General features: G+C 55.2%; 13 protein-coding genes. 1 reads left to right on the top strand and 12 read right to left on the bottom strand.

All coding sequences use genetic code 11. The features are described 5' to 3' along the window. The 6 genes from ACOQFT_RS01675 to ACOQFT_RS01650 form a co-directional block, all read right to left on the bottom strand. The gene (locus ACOQFT_RS01675; protein ID WP_421596335.1) at positions 1–291 is read right to left on the bottom strand and encodes a VirB3 family type IV secretion system protein; all 291 of its coding nucleotides are present in this window, start codon (positions 289–291) and stop codon (positions 1–3) included. Then, positions 291–593, bottom strand: a complete 303-nt coding sequence (locus ACOQFT_RS01670) for a TrbC/VirB2 family protein (RefSeq protein WP_421596334.1) — start codon at positions 591–593, stop codon at positions 291–293. Before ACOQFT_RS01670 ends, ACOQFT_RS01675 begins: the two co-directional genes overlap by 1 nt. Positions 594–621: 28 nt before the next feature. Then, complete coding sequence (locus ACOQFT_RS01665; RefSeq protein ID WP_421596333.1) at positions 622–1,260, bottom strand: lytic transglycosylase domain-containing protein; 639 nt, start codon at positions 1,258–1,260, stop codon at positions 622–624. Further along, complete coding sequence (locus ACOQFT_RS01660; protein ID WP_421596332.1) at positions 1,253–2,602, bottom strand: DUF1173 family protein; 1,350 nt, start codon at positions 2,600–2,602, stop codon at positions 1,253–1,255. Before ACOQFT_RS01660 ends, ACOQFT_RS01665 begins: the two co-directional genes overlap by 8 nt. 605 nt (positions 2,603–3,207) lie before the next feature. After that, positions 3,208–3,621: a thermonuclease family protein gene (locus tag ACOQFT_RS01655; RefSeq protein ID WP_421596331.1), complete on the bottom strand. Its 414-nt coding sequence runs from the start codon at positions 3,619–3,621 to the stop codon at positions 3,208–3,210. 117 nt (positions 3,622–3,738) lie between these two features. Further along, entirely contained in the window at positions 3,739–4,092 is a 354-nt protein-coding gene (locus tag ACOQFT_RS01650) for a hypothetical protein (protein WP_421596330.1), read from the bottom strand. A gap of 541 nt (positions 4,093–4,633) precedes the next feature. Between ACOQFT_RS01650 and ACOQFT_RS01645 the strand changes: the two genes are divergently transcribed. After that, the gene (locus tag ACOQFT_RS01645) at positions 4,634–5,035 is read left to right on the top strand and encodes a hypothetical protein (RefSeq protein WP_421596329.1); all 402 of its coding nucleotides are present in this window, start codon (positions 4,634–4,636) and stop codon (positions 5,033–5,035) included. Between the two features lie 46 nt (positions 5,036–5,081). Here ACOQFT_RS01645 and ACOQFT_RS01640 read toward each other — a convergent pair whose 3' ends face one another. From ACOQFT_RS01640 to ACOQFT_RS01615, 6 genes are all read right to left on the bottom strand, one after another. Beyond that, complete coding sequence (locus ACOQFT_RS01640; RefSeq protein ID WP_421596328.1) at positions 5,082–6,065, bottom strand: alpha/beta hydrolase; 984 nt, start codon at positions 6,063–6,065, stop codon at positions 5,082–5,084. Continuing rightward, positions 6,058–7,692 carry an RcgA family putative transporter gene (locus ACOQFT_RS01635; RefSeq protein WP_421596327.1) on the bottom strand — a complete coding sequence of 545 codons (1,635 nt, stop codon included), beginning with the start codon at positions 7,690–7,692 and terminating at the stop codon, positions 6,058–6,060. The genes ACOQFT_RS01640 and ACOQFT_RS01635 overlap by 8 nt, the downstream gene beginning before the upstream one ends. A 535-nt stretch (positions 7,693–8,227) precedes the next feature. Further along, complete coding sequence (locus ACOQFT_RS01630) at positions 8,228–8,638, bottom strand: BlaI/MecI/CopY family transcriptional regulator (protein ID WP_421596326.1); 411 nt, start codon at positions 8,636–8,638, stop codon at positions 8,228–8,230. A gap of 548 nt (positions 8,639–9,186) precedes the next feature. Then, the gene (locus tag ACOQFT_RS01625; RefSeq protein WP_421596325.1) at positions 9,187–10,815 is read right to left on the bottom strand and encodes an FAD-dependent oxidoreductase; all 1,629 of its coding nucleotides are present in this window, start codon (positions 10,813–10,815) and stop codon (positions 9,187–9,189) included. A gap of 132 nt (positions 10,816–10,947) precedes the next feature. Continuing rightward, entirely contained in the window at positions 10,948–12,498 is a 1,551-nt protein-coding gene (gene gpmI, locus ACOQFT_RS01620; protein WP_421596324.1) for a 2,3-bisphosphoglycerate-independent phosphoglycerate mutase, read from the bottom strand. A 5-nt stretch (positions 12,499–12,503) separates the two neighbouring features. After that, positions 12,504–15,941, bottom strand: coding sequence for a pyruvate carboxylase (locus ACOQFT_RS01615; RefSeq protein ID WP_421596430.1), 3,438 nt, complete (start codon positions 15,939–15,941; stop codon positions 12,504–12,506). Between the last annotated feature and the right edge of the window lie 17 nt (positions 15,942–15,958).

Below are 15,958 nucleotides of genomic sequence, written 5' to 3'. Positions count from 1 at the left end.
TCAGTCTCCGGCGTAAGAATTGCCGCCCCAGTAGGGCTTGTTCGAGGTGAACAGTTTGCAGTCAGCCATGGTGGCGACATGATCCGGCAGGTATGGATCGACGCTCACGACCCAGCGGGCAGCGGCATAAGACGGGGCGATGGCGAGCAATCCCCAGAAGCCCAAAAAGCCCTGTGTCATGATGAACGTCATCAGGGGAATGCTGAGCGCCACAATGTGAAATGTCATCGGCATCCCGGCCCGTTCAGAGGGCCGGGTGATCGCTTGGAATATGCGGTTATCGTCGCTCATCAGGTCGCAAAGCCCTGAATGGCTTCGGCAATGCCAAACGCACCGTAGAAAATACCCAGCACGACGAGGATGACGAAGAAATGGCCCCATGTAACCGGCACACGTGGGCTGGCGGCCGAAATCCCGGCAAGCGCGATCGCCGCCCCGCCGAGCAGAATACCATTGGCGCCCGTCACAAAGGTCCGGATCTGGGTCAGGATGGACACCGGCGCGTCAAACAGCGATTGCGCCAAGGCCGGGCTGCTGAACGCCACGAATGCCAGCAATGTCAGCAGTGCGACGTTTTGAGGGTTGCGATTCATGTAAGATAGTCTCCTTGAACTGAGAGGATCAGGCGTCGGGCGGCAGCCCGGCCCCTTCGAGAACGGTTGCGACGTAGTGGGTGGTCTCCGAATAGGGCGGGACGCCTTCATAGCGTTCGACGGCACCAGGTCCGGCGTTGTATGCGGCCAGCGCCAGCCGCCATGTGCCGAATTTCAGGAACATCGCCTTGAGATACCGCGCGCCGCCATCGAGGTTTTGCACCGGGTCATGCGGATCGACACCAAGGGCGGCGGCTGTTGGCGGCATCAGCTGGGCTAAGCCGAGTGCGCCTTTGGGACTGACCGCATTGGCGTTCCAGCGGCTTTCCTGATGAACCAGCGCATGAAACAGTGGCACCGGAACACCGTGGCGTTTTGCGGCGCGCTCTGCTTCATCGGCCCATTCGCCCTTGGCACGCGAATTTGCGTTCCGTGATACGACCTGTTCAGAATTGCTGCCATCCTCATAGTGCAAGCAAACCATTGCACCTGCCCGGAATGACGGTTCCAGGCAGGTGCGGGCGGGGGCGGTCACACACAGCAAGCGCCCTCCACTCAAAATCGGGCCATCGCGATCCGCACACATTGCGGCCTCGTCATTCTGAGCGAATGCCGGGGCTGCAACTGTTGTCAGAAAAACAAGAGAGACGAGTGCGGCTTTAGCCATGGTCGCTTGCTCCCTTGGGAAGAATGGGGCTATCCCAAATCGTGTCGCGCTCATCGCCCGATGCGCGGGGCTCGACTACCGGTGATGGCCTCACACTCTGACCGGTAGCGCCCCCTTCCGGTGGTCGGGAGTGATGGTTGGAGGAGGACGCGCCACGATGCGGGAACGGGCGCATCGGCCCATCGTCAAACCAGCACCAGCTCGCATACCGGCCTTCTGCAGAGGCTTTGGTGAGAAGCGCTAGCGCCCCGGCATCGTCGGGATTGTCGGCAACAAAGACGGCAATCGGATCTGTGGTATCCAGCAGCACGGCCGATGCGATCGGCGCGTTCAGCCGGAGGTTGAACCGCATCTGTTTCTGAAAGGCACGGGACTGTTCGGTCAGCGCTTTCAGCACTTCCAACTCGCGCAGGCTTTCGAATGGTATCCAATTATCCGTAACCAGCATCATGCCAATCTCATGCAGAACCGGATAACCCGCCTTTGCGATGGAAAAGCTGGCGATCAGGATGGCATGACCAGACCCCATCGCTTCAAGAAGGAGCAGCTGTTCCCCGAACACCTTGTCGAATTTCCTGGACAGATCTTCATCGGCAAAGAACGCGCAATCGGGGGCGTGTTTGAAGATAAACCGCGCCCCGTGTGGCGTGGTTTCCTTGCCCTTGTATTCTGCGACGACCAGGCCAAACGGAGTTGCGCCGCGACCAGCTGGCCGCAGATCTGCAAAGAGCCGGTTTCGTCTGGCTGCTATCTCACCTTTGTTCTCAGGCTTGAAGTATTCCGGCACATAGAGAATGCCGGACAAATCGAGCCCTTTGACGATCTTGTCCGCTGCGGCCCGGCGCAGGGCGTGATGGATCACCCTCCAGAATCGCTTTCCTTCCATTCTCGGATACCACTTGCCCAGGTCCGCCTCATGCCAGAGGAAGTGCAGAACGCTTGTGATCGTCAGCTTGCGCGGTGCGGCCTTGGCCTCGGTTGGCTTTGCACCGCTCTGTTCTGGTGCGGTCCGGCTATTGCTGTTCTTGCGCAGCGGAAAGCCCAGTTTGAGCGTCGTGGTGCCATCGTCAGGATCTTCGGTGATGGCCGACGCCTGAACCTGTGCTAGCCCCGAGAGTTCTTCAGATGGCAGGAAGGACGGGCAATCAATCGCATGATCCGATCCGGTACCCGGCATCCGTTTGACGATGAATTTGTCAGCGGTCGCCGCGATATACATCTCTGGGGAAGGTGAACGGCACCCGCATTGAACGCGTGTGCCGGCACTGTGCGCGACCGTCAGGGCGCGCTGACCCGCTTCGCTGTCGACCACCAAGGGACTGCCGTTCAGAAACAGGGTCATTCTGGCACTCCCACGTCGCTTGGAAGCATGGTGACAAATTCGTGATCGGATTTGATTTCGTATTGGTTTGAATGGTTTGCGCTCTGTAGTCTTTCTGAAGCCGTACCTGGTGGATTGCAGGTCGCGGTTGTGCGGTGAATACAGGTCTGCCTGGACCTCACCACACTCTCTCTTCGGTGTAGCACCACATGCATCGAAGAGAGGTCATCTAGGAGGTTGCCGCGTGTTGGCGCGATACCGCCGTCGGGAACTAGGATATCAAATTTACCATAAAACGGATTACACGGGACACAGCAACGGGGCTTGCAGGCGTTTGACAGCCTACAGGCTATTGGATCGACGAATGGTTCTAAAACCGGCCAGAGCTGCGGTCTCTCAGTCGAAGTCATTTTAATTGACTCCGACGCATAGCTGTCCTTTTTAGGAACAGCGTCGGGGTTTGCTGTTTTCTTCATCGTTACGGTTTTCTCTTGATGCGCGAGAATTGCCCCGGATGGCTTTGGGGCGTCTCTGGCCCTGTCAGTTGTTGGCGCAACCGACAGGGCCGTTAACTGCTCGATCTAGTTTTCTTCCTCCTGCAGTATTCTTGTTTCCAGTCTTTCAGTTTACGGGCACCAGGACAGGCGTTTGCCGCCCCAATATTCGCGTGCGAGACCCTCAGAAATCAAAGTGACCCCAACATCGTGCCCGTCCACACGACCGACCGCCAGGAAGCGGCCATGTCTGTCGACGTCGTCTTCGATTTCAAGGTCGATGATCCCGGCCGTTTGGATGAGTTCCGTGAGCCGTTTCGTGGCTTTCAAACCCAAAGTTTTTTCGGCGGCACACTGTGGTCGGAAAGTTTCGGGGGTATCGAAACCCACAAGACGATAGCTGTCACCGCCATAGTCAATTGTATCGCCGTCAATGACGATCAATTTGGCGGCGGGCACCTTCAATGTCGAATTCCGATGCCCGATCAGATCCGCCAGGATCGCCGCACCGACTAGCAATGCTATCAATGAAAGAGCCACTTTCATCCGGCTTGCCCTCCCGTCGAAATAGCAAAACCAGACTGGTGAGAGGCTCGACCCAAATTGCCCATTGGCAGGGCCTTACTACTCCGGTTCTCGGAACGAACTGAAGGCAGTGCGACGTCAGTCCTCGTTTTCTTCCTTGTCGAAATCCAGGTTGATCTGCCCCCGCACACCATCTGTCGTGATGGTAAGATCGTTGTGGAGAGTAATGTCGCTGCCCTGTCTGAAGCGGCTGTGAAAATTGAAGAGACCCGGAAATAGTGACAGTCTTCTGGGCACAACCCCTTGGGACGTCGCCCTCTCCGAGATGAGGACGTTGTCCTTACCGTCATAGCGGTAGATGCAAATGTATTGCGGACGTCCATTTTGCCCCAGCTCGACTAGGTCATACCGAAACTCATAGTCCTTACCAGATGCATCAAGGTCACGTGCTTCACCTTGGGTGATCAATGGAAAGTTCTTTCTGTGCGGCATGGTCGTCCCCCTATAGGACGACTTCTTGCATTCTTTCGAATTCTCCGAAAGTTCTGATCTGGTAATTTCAATACTGCAAAATTTAAAATTTGCAAAACAGAAAATATGATGATCTAACTTTTTTGCAGAAATCAGCGCAAACGATCCACGAAATCACGTTGCTCGAAAGGACCACACCATGTTTCGATTGAAGCTACTGGGATGCACATCTGCTATCGCTCTTGGATTCACTGCTCCGGCTTACGCCTACCCAATCGACTGTGCGATTTTCTTATGCCTTGCTGGAGGGTGGCCCAGTTCACCTGATTGCAATGCGGCTCGGGCTGAGTTCATCCGGCGTATCACCCCCCTGCCGGTTGAACCGCCGCTTCAGCTCTGGCGATGCCCAATGGGCGCAACCTCGGGTTCTTCCAACATGTCACCCATGCAGCGTCTCGATGCCATCAGATCATCAAGTGCCAATCCGCTTCCAGAACTGCCTGGGCAGAACGGTGGGACACCCTACTTAGTAGATGTCACTTACTCTCGGGACTCTTGGTCAATGCTCGATGTCCCCGATGCCTTGAAATGGCCGCCGCTTGGAACATGGGAAACACCGTTGGCAACTATCGGCGCTGGGTCCCCTGTCCTTCCCGACCCCAAGCTGGCAAACGTGAATCTATCATCTCCCGATTTCGATGTGGTCCGATCGATCCGCGTTTGGGACGTCCGCCACTACAGCTATCAGCGCTGGTTTCGGGATGATGAGCAATGCCACGTATCTCTGGATATGATGGTTGGGACATATGACGAAAACGCCAGTTTCAGCTGGTCCGACCGCGCGCCTGGCCCGCGTCCTGCGTGGCTACCTTTGCGGCGACAATGTCCGAGCTACTACCGCGGTGTTGGTGTCGAATGGTCGGACAGTTTTGGCCGCTACGACTACGTGCTCGTGCCATACTAGCGAACACACACGGTAGCTATCTGAACGCGGCCAGAACACGGCAAACCTACGAGGTCGACGCTATCGGCATGTCTTTGTTTGTTGAGCCGAAAAGTTCACAAATTTGAGCCAACACTTTTTCGCGAACACTTGGCACCTCATACAAGACGTCGTGTCTCGCGTTTTGCATCAGCTCCAATTTCCCATTGGGCCAGCCTGCCATTCTCTCCTTGATTGCGGGGATTGCGACGATTTCATCCTCAGCGCCACAGAACGTGAGACATGGAATGCTAGGAGACTTCAGCTTAGAAAGTGCTCGAGTTTCTTTGAGGGCCTGGAACAACCAGGACATAGTTGGTCCGCCAATCTGCTGGTCAGGCAGAGATTCAGAAACGTTCCGATAATACTGGTACATATCAGGGTCATGTGTCAGTCGGTTGTCGTCGAAATCCGTTGTCAGCACATAGCTCTCGCCACGGGTGCCGGGGGCATAGGTGGCACCTTTTCCAAGAGCTTGAAACGCGCCTGACAGAGGCCACGCTCCGAGCCGTTGCAGTGTCGGCAAGTTAATGTCCCACAGGGGGGCCGTGAACGCGCATGCTGAAACTGGAAGACCTTCGATTATCGCACGCAGACCGACGCATGCGCCCAGAGAGTGCCCGACGAGGTACCAAGGCTGCGGCAAGTTGAGTGACTTGGCCGCATCGACCGCAGCAGCAACATCCTTCTGGTAGTCAGAGAACCTGACGACATGGCCCATCATCGGATCTTCAGTGAGCCTGTCGGAAAGTCCCTGGCCGCGCCAGTCAACTGCGAAGGCAGTATAGCCAGCGCGATGCAGATACTCCACGGTTCGTCCGTATTTTTCGATGTTTTCCGTTCTCCCCTGAAACAGGAATACAGTGCCCTTGGAGGATTTTTCGGTTGGCCAATGAGCCACCCTGAGACGAATACTGTCATCGGCATGCGCCCAATAGGCGCGCACATCGGGTGGGCCTTCTGCGACATCCGGATGAATGGGGGCTTTATCCAGAACAATCGTCTTAAGCATCTAATTCTCTCGTTTTTGTTGCGTTCAGCCGACCCAAGGTGGGACGTGTAAGGAAACATGCAGCCAAGACTAGGGCGGCAATCACAATGATCGTGAAGCCGGGAAACATACCAATTAGCATATAGGTCACCGTCAACAGGAGCAGGATCCCGTACATCGCCATCAAGGACAATCTTTCCGCGTTCTCGCCATTCAGCTCGCCCAGGTTCTTGACCGCTTTACGTATTCTGGCGGTGCAGATCACAAACACTGCGAAAATCACAAGCAGACAGAAGAAGCTGTAATAGAAACCCGGCACATTCTGATGGAATCCGTACCCGTTATATTGAGGGACGCTACTCCGAAAAGGGGCTCGCAGATCGGCAGCCAGCCAATGAACGATGTCCCTGCTGTCCGAGAGCAGGTAGCTGGCCTGAAGCTTCATCAAGATGGTGATCATAAGGCCCAATGAACAACACCGGAAAACCCCAACGATTAACTCTTCGCCGATCCTTGCAAGATGCTGGCGCTGATCGGCAGCCCCGTCGTGGGCGAGGTTCGTAGAAAAATCGACGAAATCATCGGTGAGCGTATAGAGGACGATCAAGCCGGCAAAGAACAGATAGGACCCAAAGGCATTCAGCAGAAAGACGAGCCCGGAGAAAACAATGGCGTTCGGAAGTGAAACCAGATCAGGTTGGAAGATCGCAATTCTTCCCCAGTCCACCGGCCAGTTCCCTACGTTCCCAGTTAGCAATGGGATCAGGTGTGTTTCCACCCAGTTGAAAGCTGAGGCTATCAAAACGGTCACGACAAACACTGCCCAATAGACATAGGACATCGTTGTAACCCTGCTTGCCCAGCGTGTTCGTGGCGACTTGGAGCGCAACTTCGTTACTAAGTCAGTTCGCCATTCTTCTTTCCACTGCTTTAACAGATTGATCAACACGGCGAAGTAGATTGGCAAAAGTACAAGGAAAACAACTGTCCAATTCGGGGCCCACAAAAAACCAACTTGCTTTGTCGTTCCTGACGGAAGTTCGAATAGAATGCTGTGGATGTTTAGTGAAAACGACATCAGCCCCAAAGCGGTGGCGGCGGCGAACACGACGGCAGGCAAGCCCAATGAAGAACGAGAACTGAACATCGCCTCCGTTCGCCCGGCCAACCCCGGGATATTCGCCGGCTCCACCCTCTTGTCGCGGTTCCCTGTATTCGCAATCGCATCTCGATCGCCGTCCTTGGAAGCAACATCAGAGTGGTTCGCTCCGCGCTTTTGAGCACTCCGCGTCTCTCTTCGCTTTGCTGCCAATCGTCTGTTGGCAGCGTTGAGTTCCGCCCTCCACGCCGTGATGGCCTCAGGATTGTCACAACCAAAGATGCGCGCCAGCCAATGAATGTTGTCCGCGCTAATACCTTTGTCATTGTCCTGAAACCAATGCTGGACGGTCCGAAGGTCTACGCCCATTTTGTTGGACTCGAATTGAGAGATCGTGCTGGCAAGAAGCTCTGGCGTCCAGGAGCCGACAGGCAATCCGGTCTCGTCAGTCGGTAGACCAGCGCCGACTGACATCAAGTACTTAAAGAGCTCTTTGATGTCGCTGCCGTTTTTCGGCGGAGGAACAAAATATTTCCCGCGCTTGGTCAATGGCTTCCACGCTTTCGTTTCGTTCCATTTCGTCCTGTGTCGTTTTGTTTCGTGCGATTGTCAACGAACCGAGATACTCAGCTATAAGTTGAGCAATATCCCGCTTCATATCCCGGGGTGGATCGCAAAATCGAACAGTCGAAAGTCCCCTACCCTTCGCTTAACGCTGGGTTTTGAGGAATGGGCCTGCAGGTTACCAAGGAACGAAAATGCAGACACAGCAAACAAGCGAGCGCGCGAAAAGAGCCGAACCGATCATTGAGGTGCAGGATGCCCACACTGGCAAAACAGTGGTGCTTGTCTATGCGTGGAACAACGGACAGGTAAGCGTCGCATCCGACAGTGGGTTGAAGGTGGTAGAGCTATCTCCCACAGCGCGCCTTCGTCTTTGAGAAACTAGCTCATTCTGCTGCTGCAATGGCAAAAGACGTACAATTTACATAATTTCACTTACGCGCCTAGCAACACAACGCAAACTGGGTCGGCCCTCCTGAGTTGCGCAAGCGCGTCTTCAAGCGGTTGATGCCAAAATACGTTAAGTAGGTTTGCGATATTCGATTTGACGCAGCAATTGTTCCAGTTCACACCGTCCGAACTGGAACTCATCCAAGCATTGCCCAACAAGTTCGATGGTTGAGCCGTTGAAGACACGCTTGCGGAGATCCTTGAGCGCAATGAGCTGGTAGCTTTCCCGCTCGGTCGTCGGGCTATATGCCAAACTCCGACCTGTCATTCTGCTCGTGACAAAGCCCTTTTTGTCCATAATTTTTAGAAAAGTCGCGACCGTCGTGAGTTTCCTCGCTTCTCTTTGAGGTAGTTTCTCGACCACCTCTTTGACGGTGGCCTCACCACAATTCCAAAGAACGTTCATGATCACGATCTCAACGTCTGTCATCAATTTTGGCTTGCGTTCTGAACTTTTGGGACGTCCGCGCTGCAAAGTCATCCTCGTGTTCTGTCTCTGGCCCGAACGTGAAACCCTTGGGCGATGTAGTCTCCGACAAAGTAGATCAACAAAATGCCTGTTGGGAAAGAGGTAATGGTCATCGCCAGAACCAAACAAATGTCAGTTGTGGTACCGAAGAGGCCTTCGACTACCATTGCGATAGGCTTGCTGCCAGCGGTCGTCAGAAGTCGCGCGAAAACAACTTCTGTCGCCCATTTCTTCGCCGACCATAGCGGCCAATACGCCGGAGAATTCGCAGCGGCGATGGAAAATATAGTTTGTGGTTACGTCCAACTTTTTCTGTGTCTCTGCTCGAACACTCTCTATTTCAAGAATTCAAAGCACATCGCCTGGATCAAGTTTTTGAGACTATTTGAGATTGCATTGCAGACCGTGCCGGTATTTTGCAGCAAGGTAAGACGATTTCGGTCGCTATCTGCGCTTCGACGTTCGTTGAGTAGGAGCAGAATGAAGGTCATTGAGTTCTAAGTCAGCTGTATAACTCGCGGCCGTCAAAACTGAAGAACGCCGCGCGCGGACCCGCATCGTTAAGAACTTCCATCCGTCAACGGTTTCCAATCGACTCCATAGCGTCGCCTCATTCGCTCTTCGAAGTAGTCTCGAAGTATCGGCATGCTCTCGGCAAGCTTCATGAATTCATCGCGACCGAGCACCAGAACTTTGCTGTCTTCAACCGCCTTTACCGTTCCTGCCCGACAATCATCTCCAAGCATGATCCTTTCACCGAAATGATCCCCCTCATTGAGTACAGACGTCTTCATCGCTCCTGTCTGGGAGTCGTTGTAAGTGAGTTCCATTTTTCCGCGTATGATTGTGTAGATGCCGTCCGTGCGATTGCCTTTCTCGAAGACCCGATCACCCGCTCTGTAATGAACGTAGCGCGCGCTTACCGTTTTCGGAGGAGTCGTCTGAACCACGGACCTGGGGCTTATGGCATCCAGAAACCAATTTAGAAGGACTCTGATCTTCGTTCCGAAGCCGGGCAGGAAGAACACGTAGTAAGCGCGCCACAAAAGCCACGCCAACAAGCCCGAAAAGTTCATCCCCCAGACTTGAGCGACCCCCCGGCGAGCGCCCAAAGAGGCCAACGATCCTTGCGAAGAATACTCAAAGTTAGAGGTTTCACGGTCGCTAAGCGTAGATTGAATATTCTTGGCGATGGTAACGGCTTCGCGAACCGCAAATTGCGCTGTCGGAGGGGCGAAATCGCTGCGAAGCTCTGGCTCGTCTATCATTGGGATTAACGCGCAGTCACCCAAAGCCCAGACGCCAGTTTGGCCTTTGACTGAGAGGTTTCGCTCTACCGCGATCCGCCCATGTTGCTTCGGAAGATCCATTTTGGAAACGATTTGCGCAGGCGCATTCCCAATGGTTGCAACTATGGTACGCGTATGGATTTCAATCCCATTAGTCGTAAACATCCGTGTGCCCGTCGCAGAGGCGACTCCGGTGTTAAGCAATACTTCAATTCCGCGTTTCTCCAATTGCGCCTTTGCGTAGCTACCCAAACTCTCAGGCAACTCGCTTAGGATGCGATCAGCAAATTCAACTACGACCACACGAATTTCGTCAGCTGATATGTGTGGGTAGTATTTCAGCGAGCGGTCAATCAGCTCTTTCATCTCCCCAACGGTTTCTATGCCTGAGAACCCGGCACCAATGACGCAAAAGGTGAGCGCTTCCTTTTTGACCTCTGGAAGTTGAGTAATGTCCGCGTGCTCAAGCTTCTCGATAACGTGGGAACGTAAGCGTTCCGCGTCACCCAGTGTTTTCATTGTAAGAGCGTGATCCGCCAACCCGGGAGTTCCACTAAGATCCACGGACTGGCCCAGGGCGATGACCAAGTGATCATACGGAACGACCGTGGGTCGTCGTTGCACACCTTGAAATACAACGACATGATTCTTCTCAAAGTCCACCCGATGCACGCGCGCTTTGCGCACGGCAACGTTTTTCAAAAGAAACCGAAGGGGCGACACAGCGTGAGGAGCCGTGATCGAGCCCGCTGCAACCTCCGGCAGAAGTGGCTGAAAAACAAAGAAATTCTGGTCGTTGATTAGTTCAACGATGGCATCTTCCTTCAGGCGCTTCTTTATCTCGCGCGCCGAGAAGAGCCCTCCAAAGCCGCCGCCAAGAATAACTATTCGAAGTGTCATCTAATTACCTCCAAATCCTAGCATCAGAGTTTTCTGCCCAAAGCGAACTATCGTCTTGTTTGAAGCCTCGGCCGCACTGGTTCCGATTATTGGCGCGCTGTTAGCAGCACCCGGTCAATTGCTGCTTTCCCCCTACGTGCCGGCTGAAAGGAGGAGCGACTTTCCCGACATTTCGGCTGGTTGCTCTACACCGAGAAGTTCCAGGACAGTTGGAGCTATGTCCGCCAGTCGCCCACCGTTCTTCAATCGGGCTTCGCTTGGCCCGTTCACGAGACAGATGGGCACCGGATTGATGGTATGGGCCGTGTGGGGAGCACCGGTTTCCGGATCCTGCATGACTTCGCAATTTCCATGGTCTGCAGTGACCAATACGGATGCCATTGAAGCAGAACTGGCATCCAAAATTCTTTCAAGTCCCCTATCAACTGCCTCGCAGGCCTTGATAGCAGCATCCAACTTGCCGGAGTGACCAACCATATCTGGGTTTGCGAAGTTTACCACTACGAGATCGTAGTTCCTTGATGCAATGGCCTCACATACAGAAATTGCCACCTGTTCCGCAGCCATTTCGGGAATAAGGTCATATGTGGCCACGTCTGGACTAGGCTGAAGAACACGTTCTTCGCCGAGGAATGGCTCTTCAATGCCTCCATTAAGGAAGAAGGTGACGTGCGCATACTTTTCAGTTTCTGCTATCCTAATTTGCTTAAGGCCAGCCTTAGAGACGCATTCACCCAAGGTTTGTCGTATTACCGGCTCGGGGAAAAGCGTCGAAAGAAAGATCTCGTGCTTGTCAGAGTACTTTACCAAGCCCCCTAAAAAGGAGAGGATTGGCCTCGTTGTTAAGTCCACGCCTGGTGCATAGTTGTCCCCGAAAAAGGTAGAGATTTGACGGACGCGATCGGCACGGAAGTTCATGAACAACAGTGCGTCGCGGTCCTTTATTCCAGCAAAACCGTCAACGCGCGCGGGAACAATGAACTCATCCAGTATTCCGTTTGCATAAGAAGCACTGATCAGATCATGCGCACAAGGGAACACCTCCCCTCCACCGCACATTACATCGTAGGTGAGTCTGGTGCGGTCCCAGTTTTCATTTCGATCCATGGCATAGTAGCGGCCGCCGATGGTCGCCACCTCAACCCCAGGATTTATCTCCGCTTCTAACGCCGCAAGGTAATGCAGTGCAGATTTTGGAGCGACATCCCGACCATCTGTGGCCACATGCAAGCGAACTGTTAGCCCAACTTCAGCTAAGGTGTTCGCCATTTTGATCAGATGGCTTTGGTGCCCATGAACACCGCCGTCCGACAAAATACCAAACAAATGAATTGTTCTGGTTTGGCTTGTAACCTCACTGATGAAATCCTTGATTTCAGGAATTTCTCTACAATTGGCGCTTTCAAAAACCTTGTTGAGGCGAGGAAGGTCCATCTCTACTACACGGCCGGCACCTATATTGGTGTGGCCTACCTCAGAGTTGCCCATCTGGCCAGATGGAAGGCCTACGTCTTCGCCATGTGCTATGAGTTGCGTAAACGGATAGTTTGCGAACGCTGCATCGACTGTAGGCGTACTCGCAAGACGTATTGCGTTAAATTGTTCATCAGCGCGCAAACCCCACCCATCCAAGATAGCCAATACGACAGTGTTGCCGGAATCAGAATTTCTAGTATTGACCATTAACTTCACTCCAGTTCGACCAGTAGGTCCTTTGCGTCAATCTGGCCACCCGGCTGAACGTGGACGGCCTTGACCACAGCGTCGCGCTCGGCATGGATGCCGGTTTCCATCTTCATCGCCTCGATGGTCAGCAGCAGGTCGCCCTCGTGCACGTCCTGACCGGCGCTGACCGCAACGGTGGCAACGACACCCGGCATCGGTGCGCCGATATGGTTTGCGTTGCCAGCTTCGGCCTTGGGCCGTTGCGCTGTCGACGCTTTGACCAGACGGTTCGGCACCCGGATCACGCGGGGCTGGCCGTTGAGTTCGAAGAATACTTTGACTTCGCCTTTCTCATCGGTCTCGCCAATGGCCTGACAGCGGATTTCCAGCGTCTTGCCCGGGTCGATCTCGGCGGTGATTTCTTCACCCGGCTCCATGCCGTAGAAGAAGGTGCGCGTTGGAAGAGTTCGGACCGGGCCGTAGGTCCGGTGGCGGCCCATGTAATCCAGGAACACCTTGGGGTACATAAGATAGCCGTTCAGGTCTTCGTCATCGACCTCTTTGCCTTCCATCTGCTTGGACAGATCGGCGCGGGTGGCCTCCAGATCAACCGCAGGCACGTCTTTGCCGGGGCGGTCGGTGTTGGGGGCTTCGTCTTTCAGAACCTTTTTGATGATCGTGTCAGGGAAGCCACCCGGAGGCTGACCCAGATTGCCGCGCATCATATCGACGACCGAGTCGGGGAAGGCCACGTCCGTTGTCGGGTTCTCAACATCGTCGCGGGTCAGGCCCTGGCTGACCATCATCAGCGCCATGTCACCAACAACCTTGGATGAGGGCGTTACCTTGACGATATCACCGAACATCTGGTTCACGTCAGCATACATCTGGGCAACCTCGTGCCAGCGTTCCTCAAGCCCCAAGGACCGCGCCTGTGCCTTGAGGTTTGTGAACTGGCCGCCGGGCATTTCGTGCAAGTAAACCTCGGAGGCCGGGGCCTGCAGGCTGGATTCGAACGCCGCGTACTGGCCGCGCACGGCCTCGAAATAATCGCTGATCTCGCGGATCGCCTTGATGTCCAATCCGGTGTCACGCTCGGTATGGCGCAGGGCCTCGACCACGGTGCCCAGCGTTGCCTGGCTGGTGTTGCCCGAGAAGCTGTCCATCGCGCAATCCACCGCGTGCACACCCGCCTCGGAGGCCGCCAGAAGGGTGGCACTGGCGATGCCTGCGGGGGCGGGTGTGTGGAAGTGGATCGGCAGGCCGACCTCTTCCTTTAGCGCCCGGATCAGAACACGGGCCGAGGCCGGTTTCAGCAGACCGGCCATATCTTTCAGACCCAGCACATGCGCGCCTGCGTCGCGCAGTTCCTTCGCCATGCCGACATAGTATTTCAGGTCATACTTGGCGCGATCCGGATCGAGGATATCCCCGGTGTAACAAACGGTGCCTTCACAGATCTTACCGTTCTCGACCACCGCATCCATGGCCACGCGCATGTTCTCGACCCAGTTCAGCGAGTCGAAGACGCGGAACACGTCGATATTCTGCGACGCCTGACGGACAAACTCCTGCACCACGTTGTCGGGATAATTGGTATATCCGACGCCATTGGCCCCGCGCAGCAGCATCTGGGTCATCAGGTTCGGCATCCCTTCGCGCAGGTCGCGCAGGCGTTGCCACGGGCATTCCTGCAGGAACCGATAGGCCACATCAAAGGTCGCACCGCCCCAGCATTCAACGCTGAACAACTGCGGCAGGTTCGCCGCATAGCTAGGCGCGACCTTGATCATGTCGATCGACCGCATCCGGGTGGCCAGCAGCGACTGGTGGCCGTCCCGCATTGTGGTGTCGGTGATCAGCAACTGCCGCTGCGCCTTCATCCAATCGGCCACGGCCTGCGGGCCTTTCTGCTCCAGCAGGTTGCGGGTGCCCATTTTGGGCTCACCCTTCAACGCTGGGGGCTTGGCCTCTTTCAGGTCCGGCCGGGGCATCGGGCGGTCCTTGGTTTCAGGATGCCCGTTCACCGAGATGTCGGCGATATAGGTCAGAACCTTGGTGCCCCGGTCGCGGCGTTTTTTGAACTGGAACAGGTCTGCCGTCTCGTCGATAAACTTGGTGGTGTATTCATTCGACAGGAAAGTCGGGTGTTTCAGCAGGTTCTCGACAAAGGCGATGTTGGTGGAAACGCCGCGCACACGGAATTCGCGCAGCGCACGGTCCATCCGTGCAATCGCTTTTTCGGGAGTCGGAGCCCACGCGGTCACTTTGGTCAGCAGCGAGTCATAATATCTGGTGATTACCCCGCCCGCATAAGCGGTGCCGCCATCCAGACGAATGCCCATGCCGGTGGCCGAGCGATAGGCGGTGATGCGGCCATAATCGGGGATGAAGTTGTTCAGCGGGTCCTCGGTGGTCACGCGTGTTTGCAGGGCGTGGCCGTTCAGGCGGATGTCGTCCTGGCTGGCTTTGCCGGTGGCTTCGGCCAGGGTCTTGCCTTCGGCGATCAGAATCTGCGCCTGAACGATATCGATGCCGGTGACTTCTTCAGTGACGGTATGTTCCACCTGCACGCGCGGATTGACCTCGATGAAGTAGAACTTGCCGGTGTTCATATCCATCAGGAATTCGACCGTGCCCGCGCATTCATAGTTCACATGGGCGCAGATGCGGCGGCCCAGCTCGCAGATTTCGGCACGCTGCTCTTCCGACAGATACGGGGCAGGCGCGCGTTCCACAACTTTCTGGTTGCGGCGCTGGACCGAGCAGTCGCGTTCATACAGGTGATAAATCTCGCCATGTTTGTCGCCCAGAATCTGCACCTCGACATGGCGGGCGCGGGTGATCATCTTTTCCAGATACCCTTCGCCATTGCCAAATGCGGCTTCAGCCTCGCGGCGACCTTCCAGAACCTTCTCTTCCAGCTCATCTTCGGACAGGATCGGGCGCATCCCGCGTCCACCGCCACCCCAGGACGCTTTCAGCATCAGCGGATAGCCGATCTCGGCGGCTTCTTTGCGAATGGTATCCATGTCATCGCCCAGAACCTCGGTCGCGGGGATGACCGGAACGTCTGCGGCAATTGCCACCTTCCGCGCGCTGGCCTTGTCGCCAAGCGCGCGCATTGTTTCGGCCTTGGGACCAATGAAGGTGATGCCGTTTTGCACACAGGCGTCCACGAAATCGGGGTTTTCTGACAACAGGCCATAGCCGGGATGGATCGCGTCTGCGCCACATTCCTTGGCGACACGGATGATTTCATCAATGCTCAGATAGGCGGCAACCGGCCCCATTCCTTCGCCAATCCGATAAGCCTCATCCGCTTTGAACCGGTGCAGGCCCAGCTTATCTTCTTCGGCAAAGACAGCCACGGTGCGTTTGCCCATCTCATTCGCGGCGCGCATGACGCGGATGGCAATCTCGCCCCGATTGGCGATCAGGATCTTTTTGAAACTCATCAGTTCAATTGTTCCAGATT

The organism is Ruegeria sp. MALMAid1280, assembly GCF_049195285.1.
Taxonomy (GTDB): Bacteria; Pseudomonadota; Alphaproteobacteria; order Rhodobacterales; family Rhodobacteraceae; genus Ruegeria.
This window is presented reverse-complemented; position numbering and strand designations above follow the sequence as displayed.

Coding starts and splice junctions, on each gene's coding strand:
- ACOQFT_RS01675 (WP_421596335.1), bottom strand. CDS start 291: ATGAGCGACGATAACCGCATATTCCAAGCGATCACCCGGCCCTCTGAA.
- ACOQFT_RS01670 (WP_421596334.1), bottom strand. CDS start 593: ATGAATCGCAACCCTCAAAACGTCGCACTGCTGACATTGCTGGCATTC.
- ACOQFT_RS01665 (WP_421596333.1), bottom strand. CDS start 1,260: ATGGCTAAAGCCGCACTCGTCTCTCTTGTTTTTCTGACAACAGTTGCA.
- ACOQFT_RS01660 (WP_421596332.1), bottom strand. CDS start 2,602: ATGACCCTGTTTCTGAACGGCAGTCCCTTGGTGGTCGACAGCGAAGCG.
- ACOQFT_RS01655 (WP_421596331.1), bottom strand. CDS start 3,621: ATGAAAGTGGCTCTTTCATTGATAGCATTGCTAGTCGGTGCGGCGATC.
- ACOQFT_RS01650 (WP_421596330.1), bottom strand. CDS start 4,092: ATGCCGCACAGAAAGAACTTTCCATTGATCACCCAAGGTGAAGCACGT.
- ACOQFT_RS01645 (WP_421596329.1), top strand. CDS start 4,634: ATGCTCGATGTCCCCGATGCCTTGAAATGGCCGCCGCTTGGAACATGG.
- ACOQFT_RS01640 (WP_421596328.1), bottom strand. CDS start 6,065: ATGCTTAAGACGATTGTTCTGGATAAAGCCCCCATTCATCCGGATGTC.
- ACOQFT_RS01630 (WP_421596326.1), bottom strand. CDS start 8,638: ATGACTTTGCAGCGCGGACGTCCCAAAAGTTCAGAACGCAAGCCAAAA.
- ACOQFT_RS01625 (WP_421596325.1), bottom strand. CDS start 10,815: ATGACACTTCGAATAGTTATTCTTGGCGGCGGCTTTGGAGGGCTCTTC.
- gpmI (WP_421596324.1), bottom strand. CDS start 12,498: ATGGTCAATACTAGAAATTCTGATTCCGGCAACACTGTCGTATTGGCT.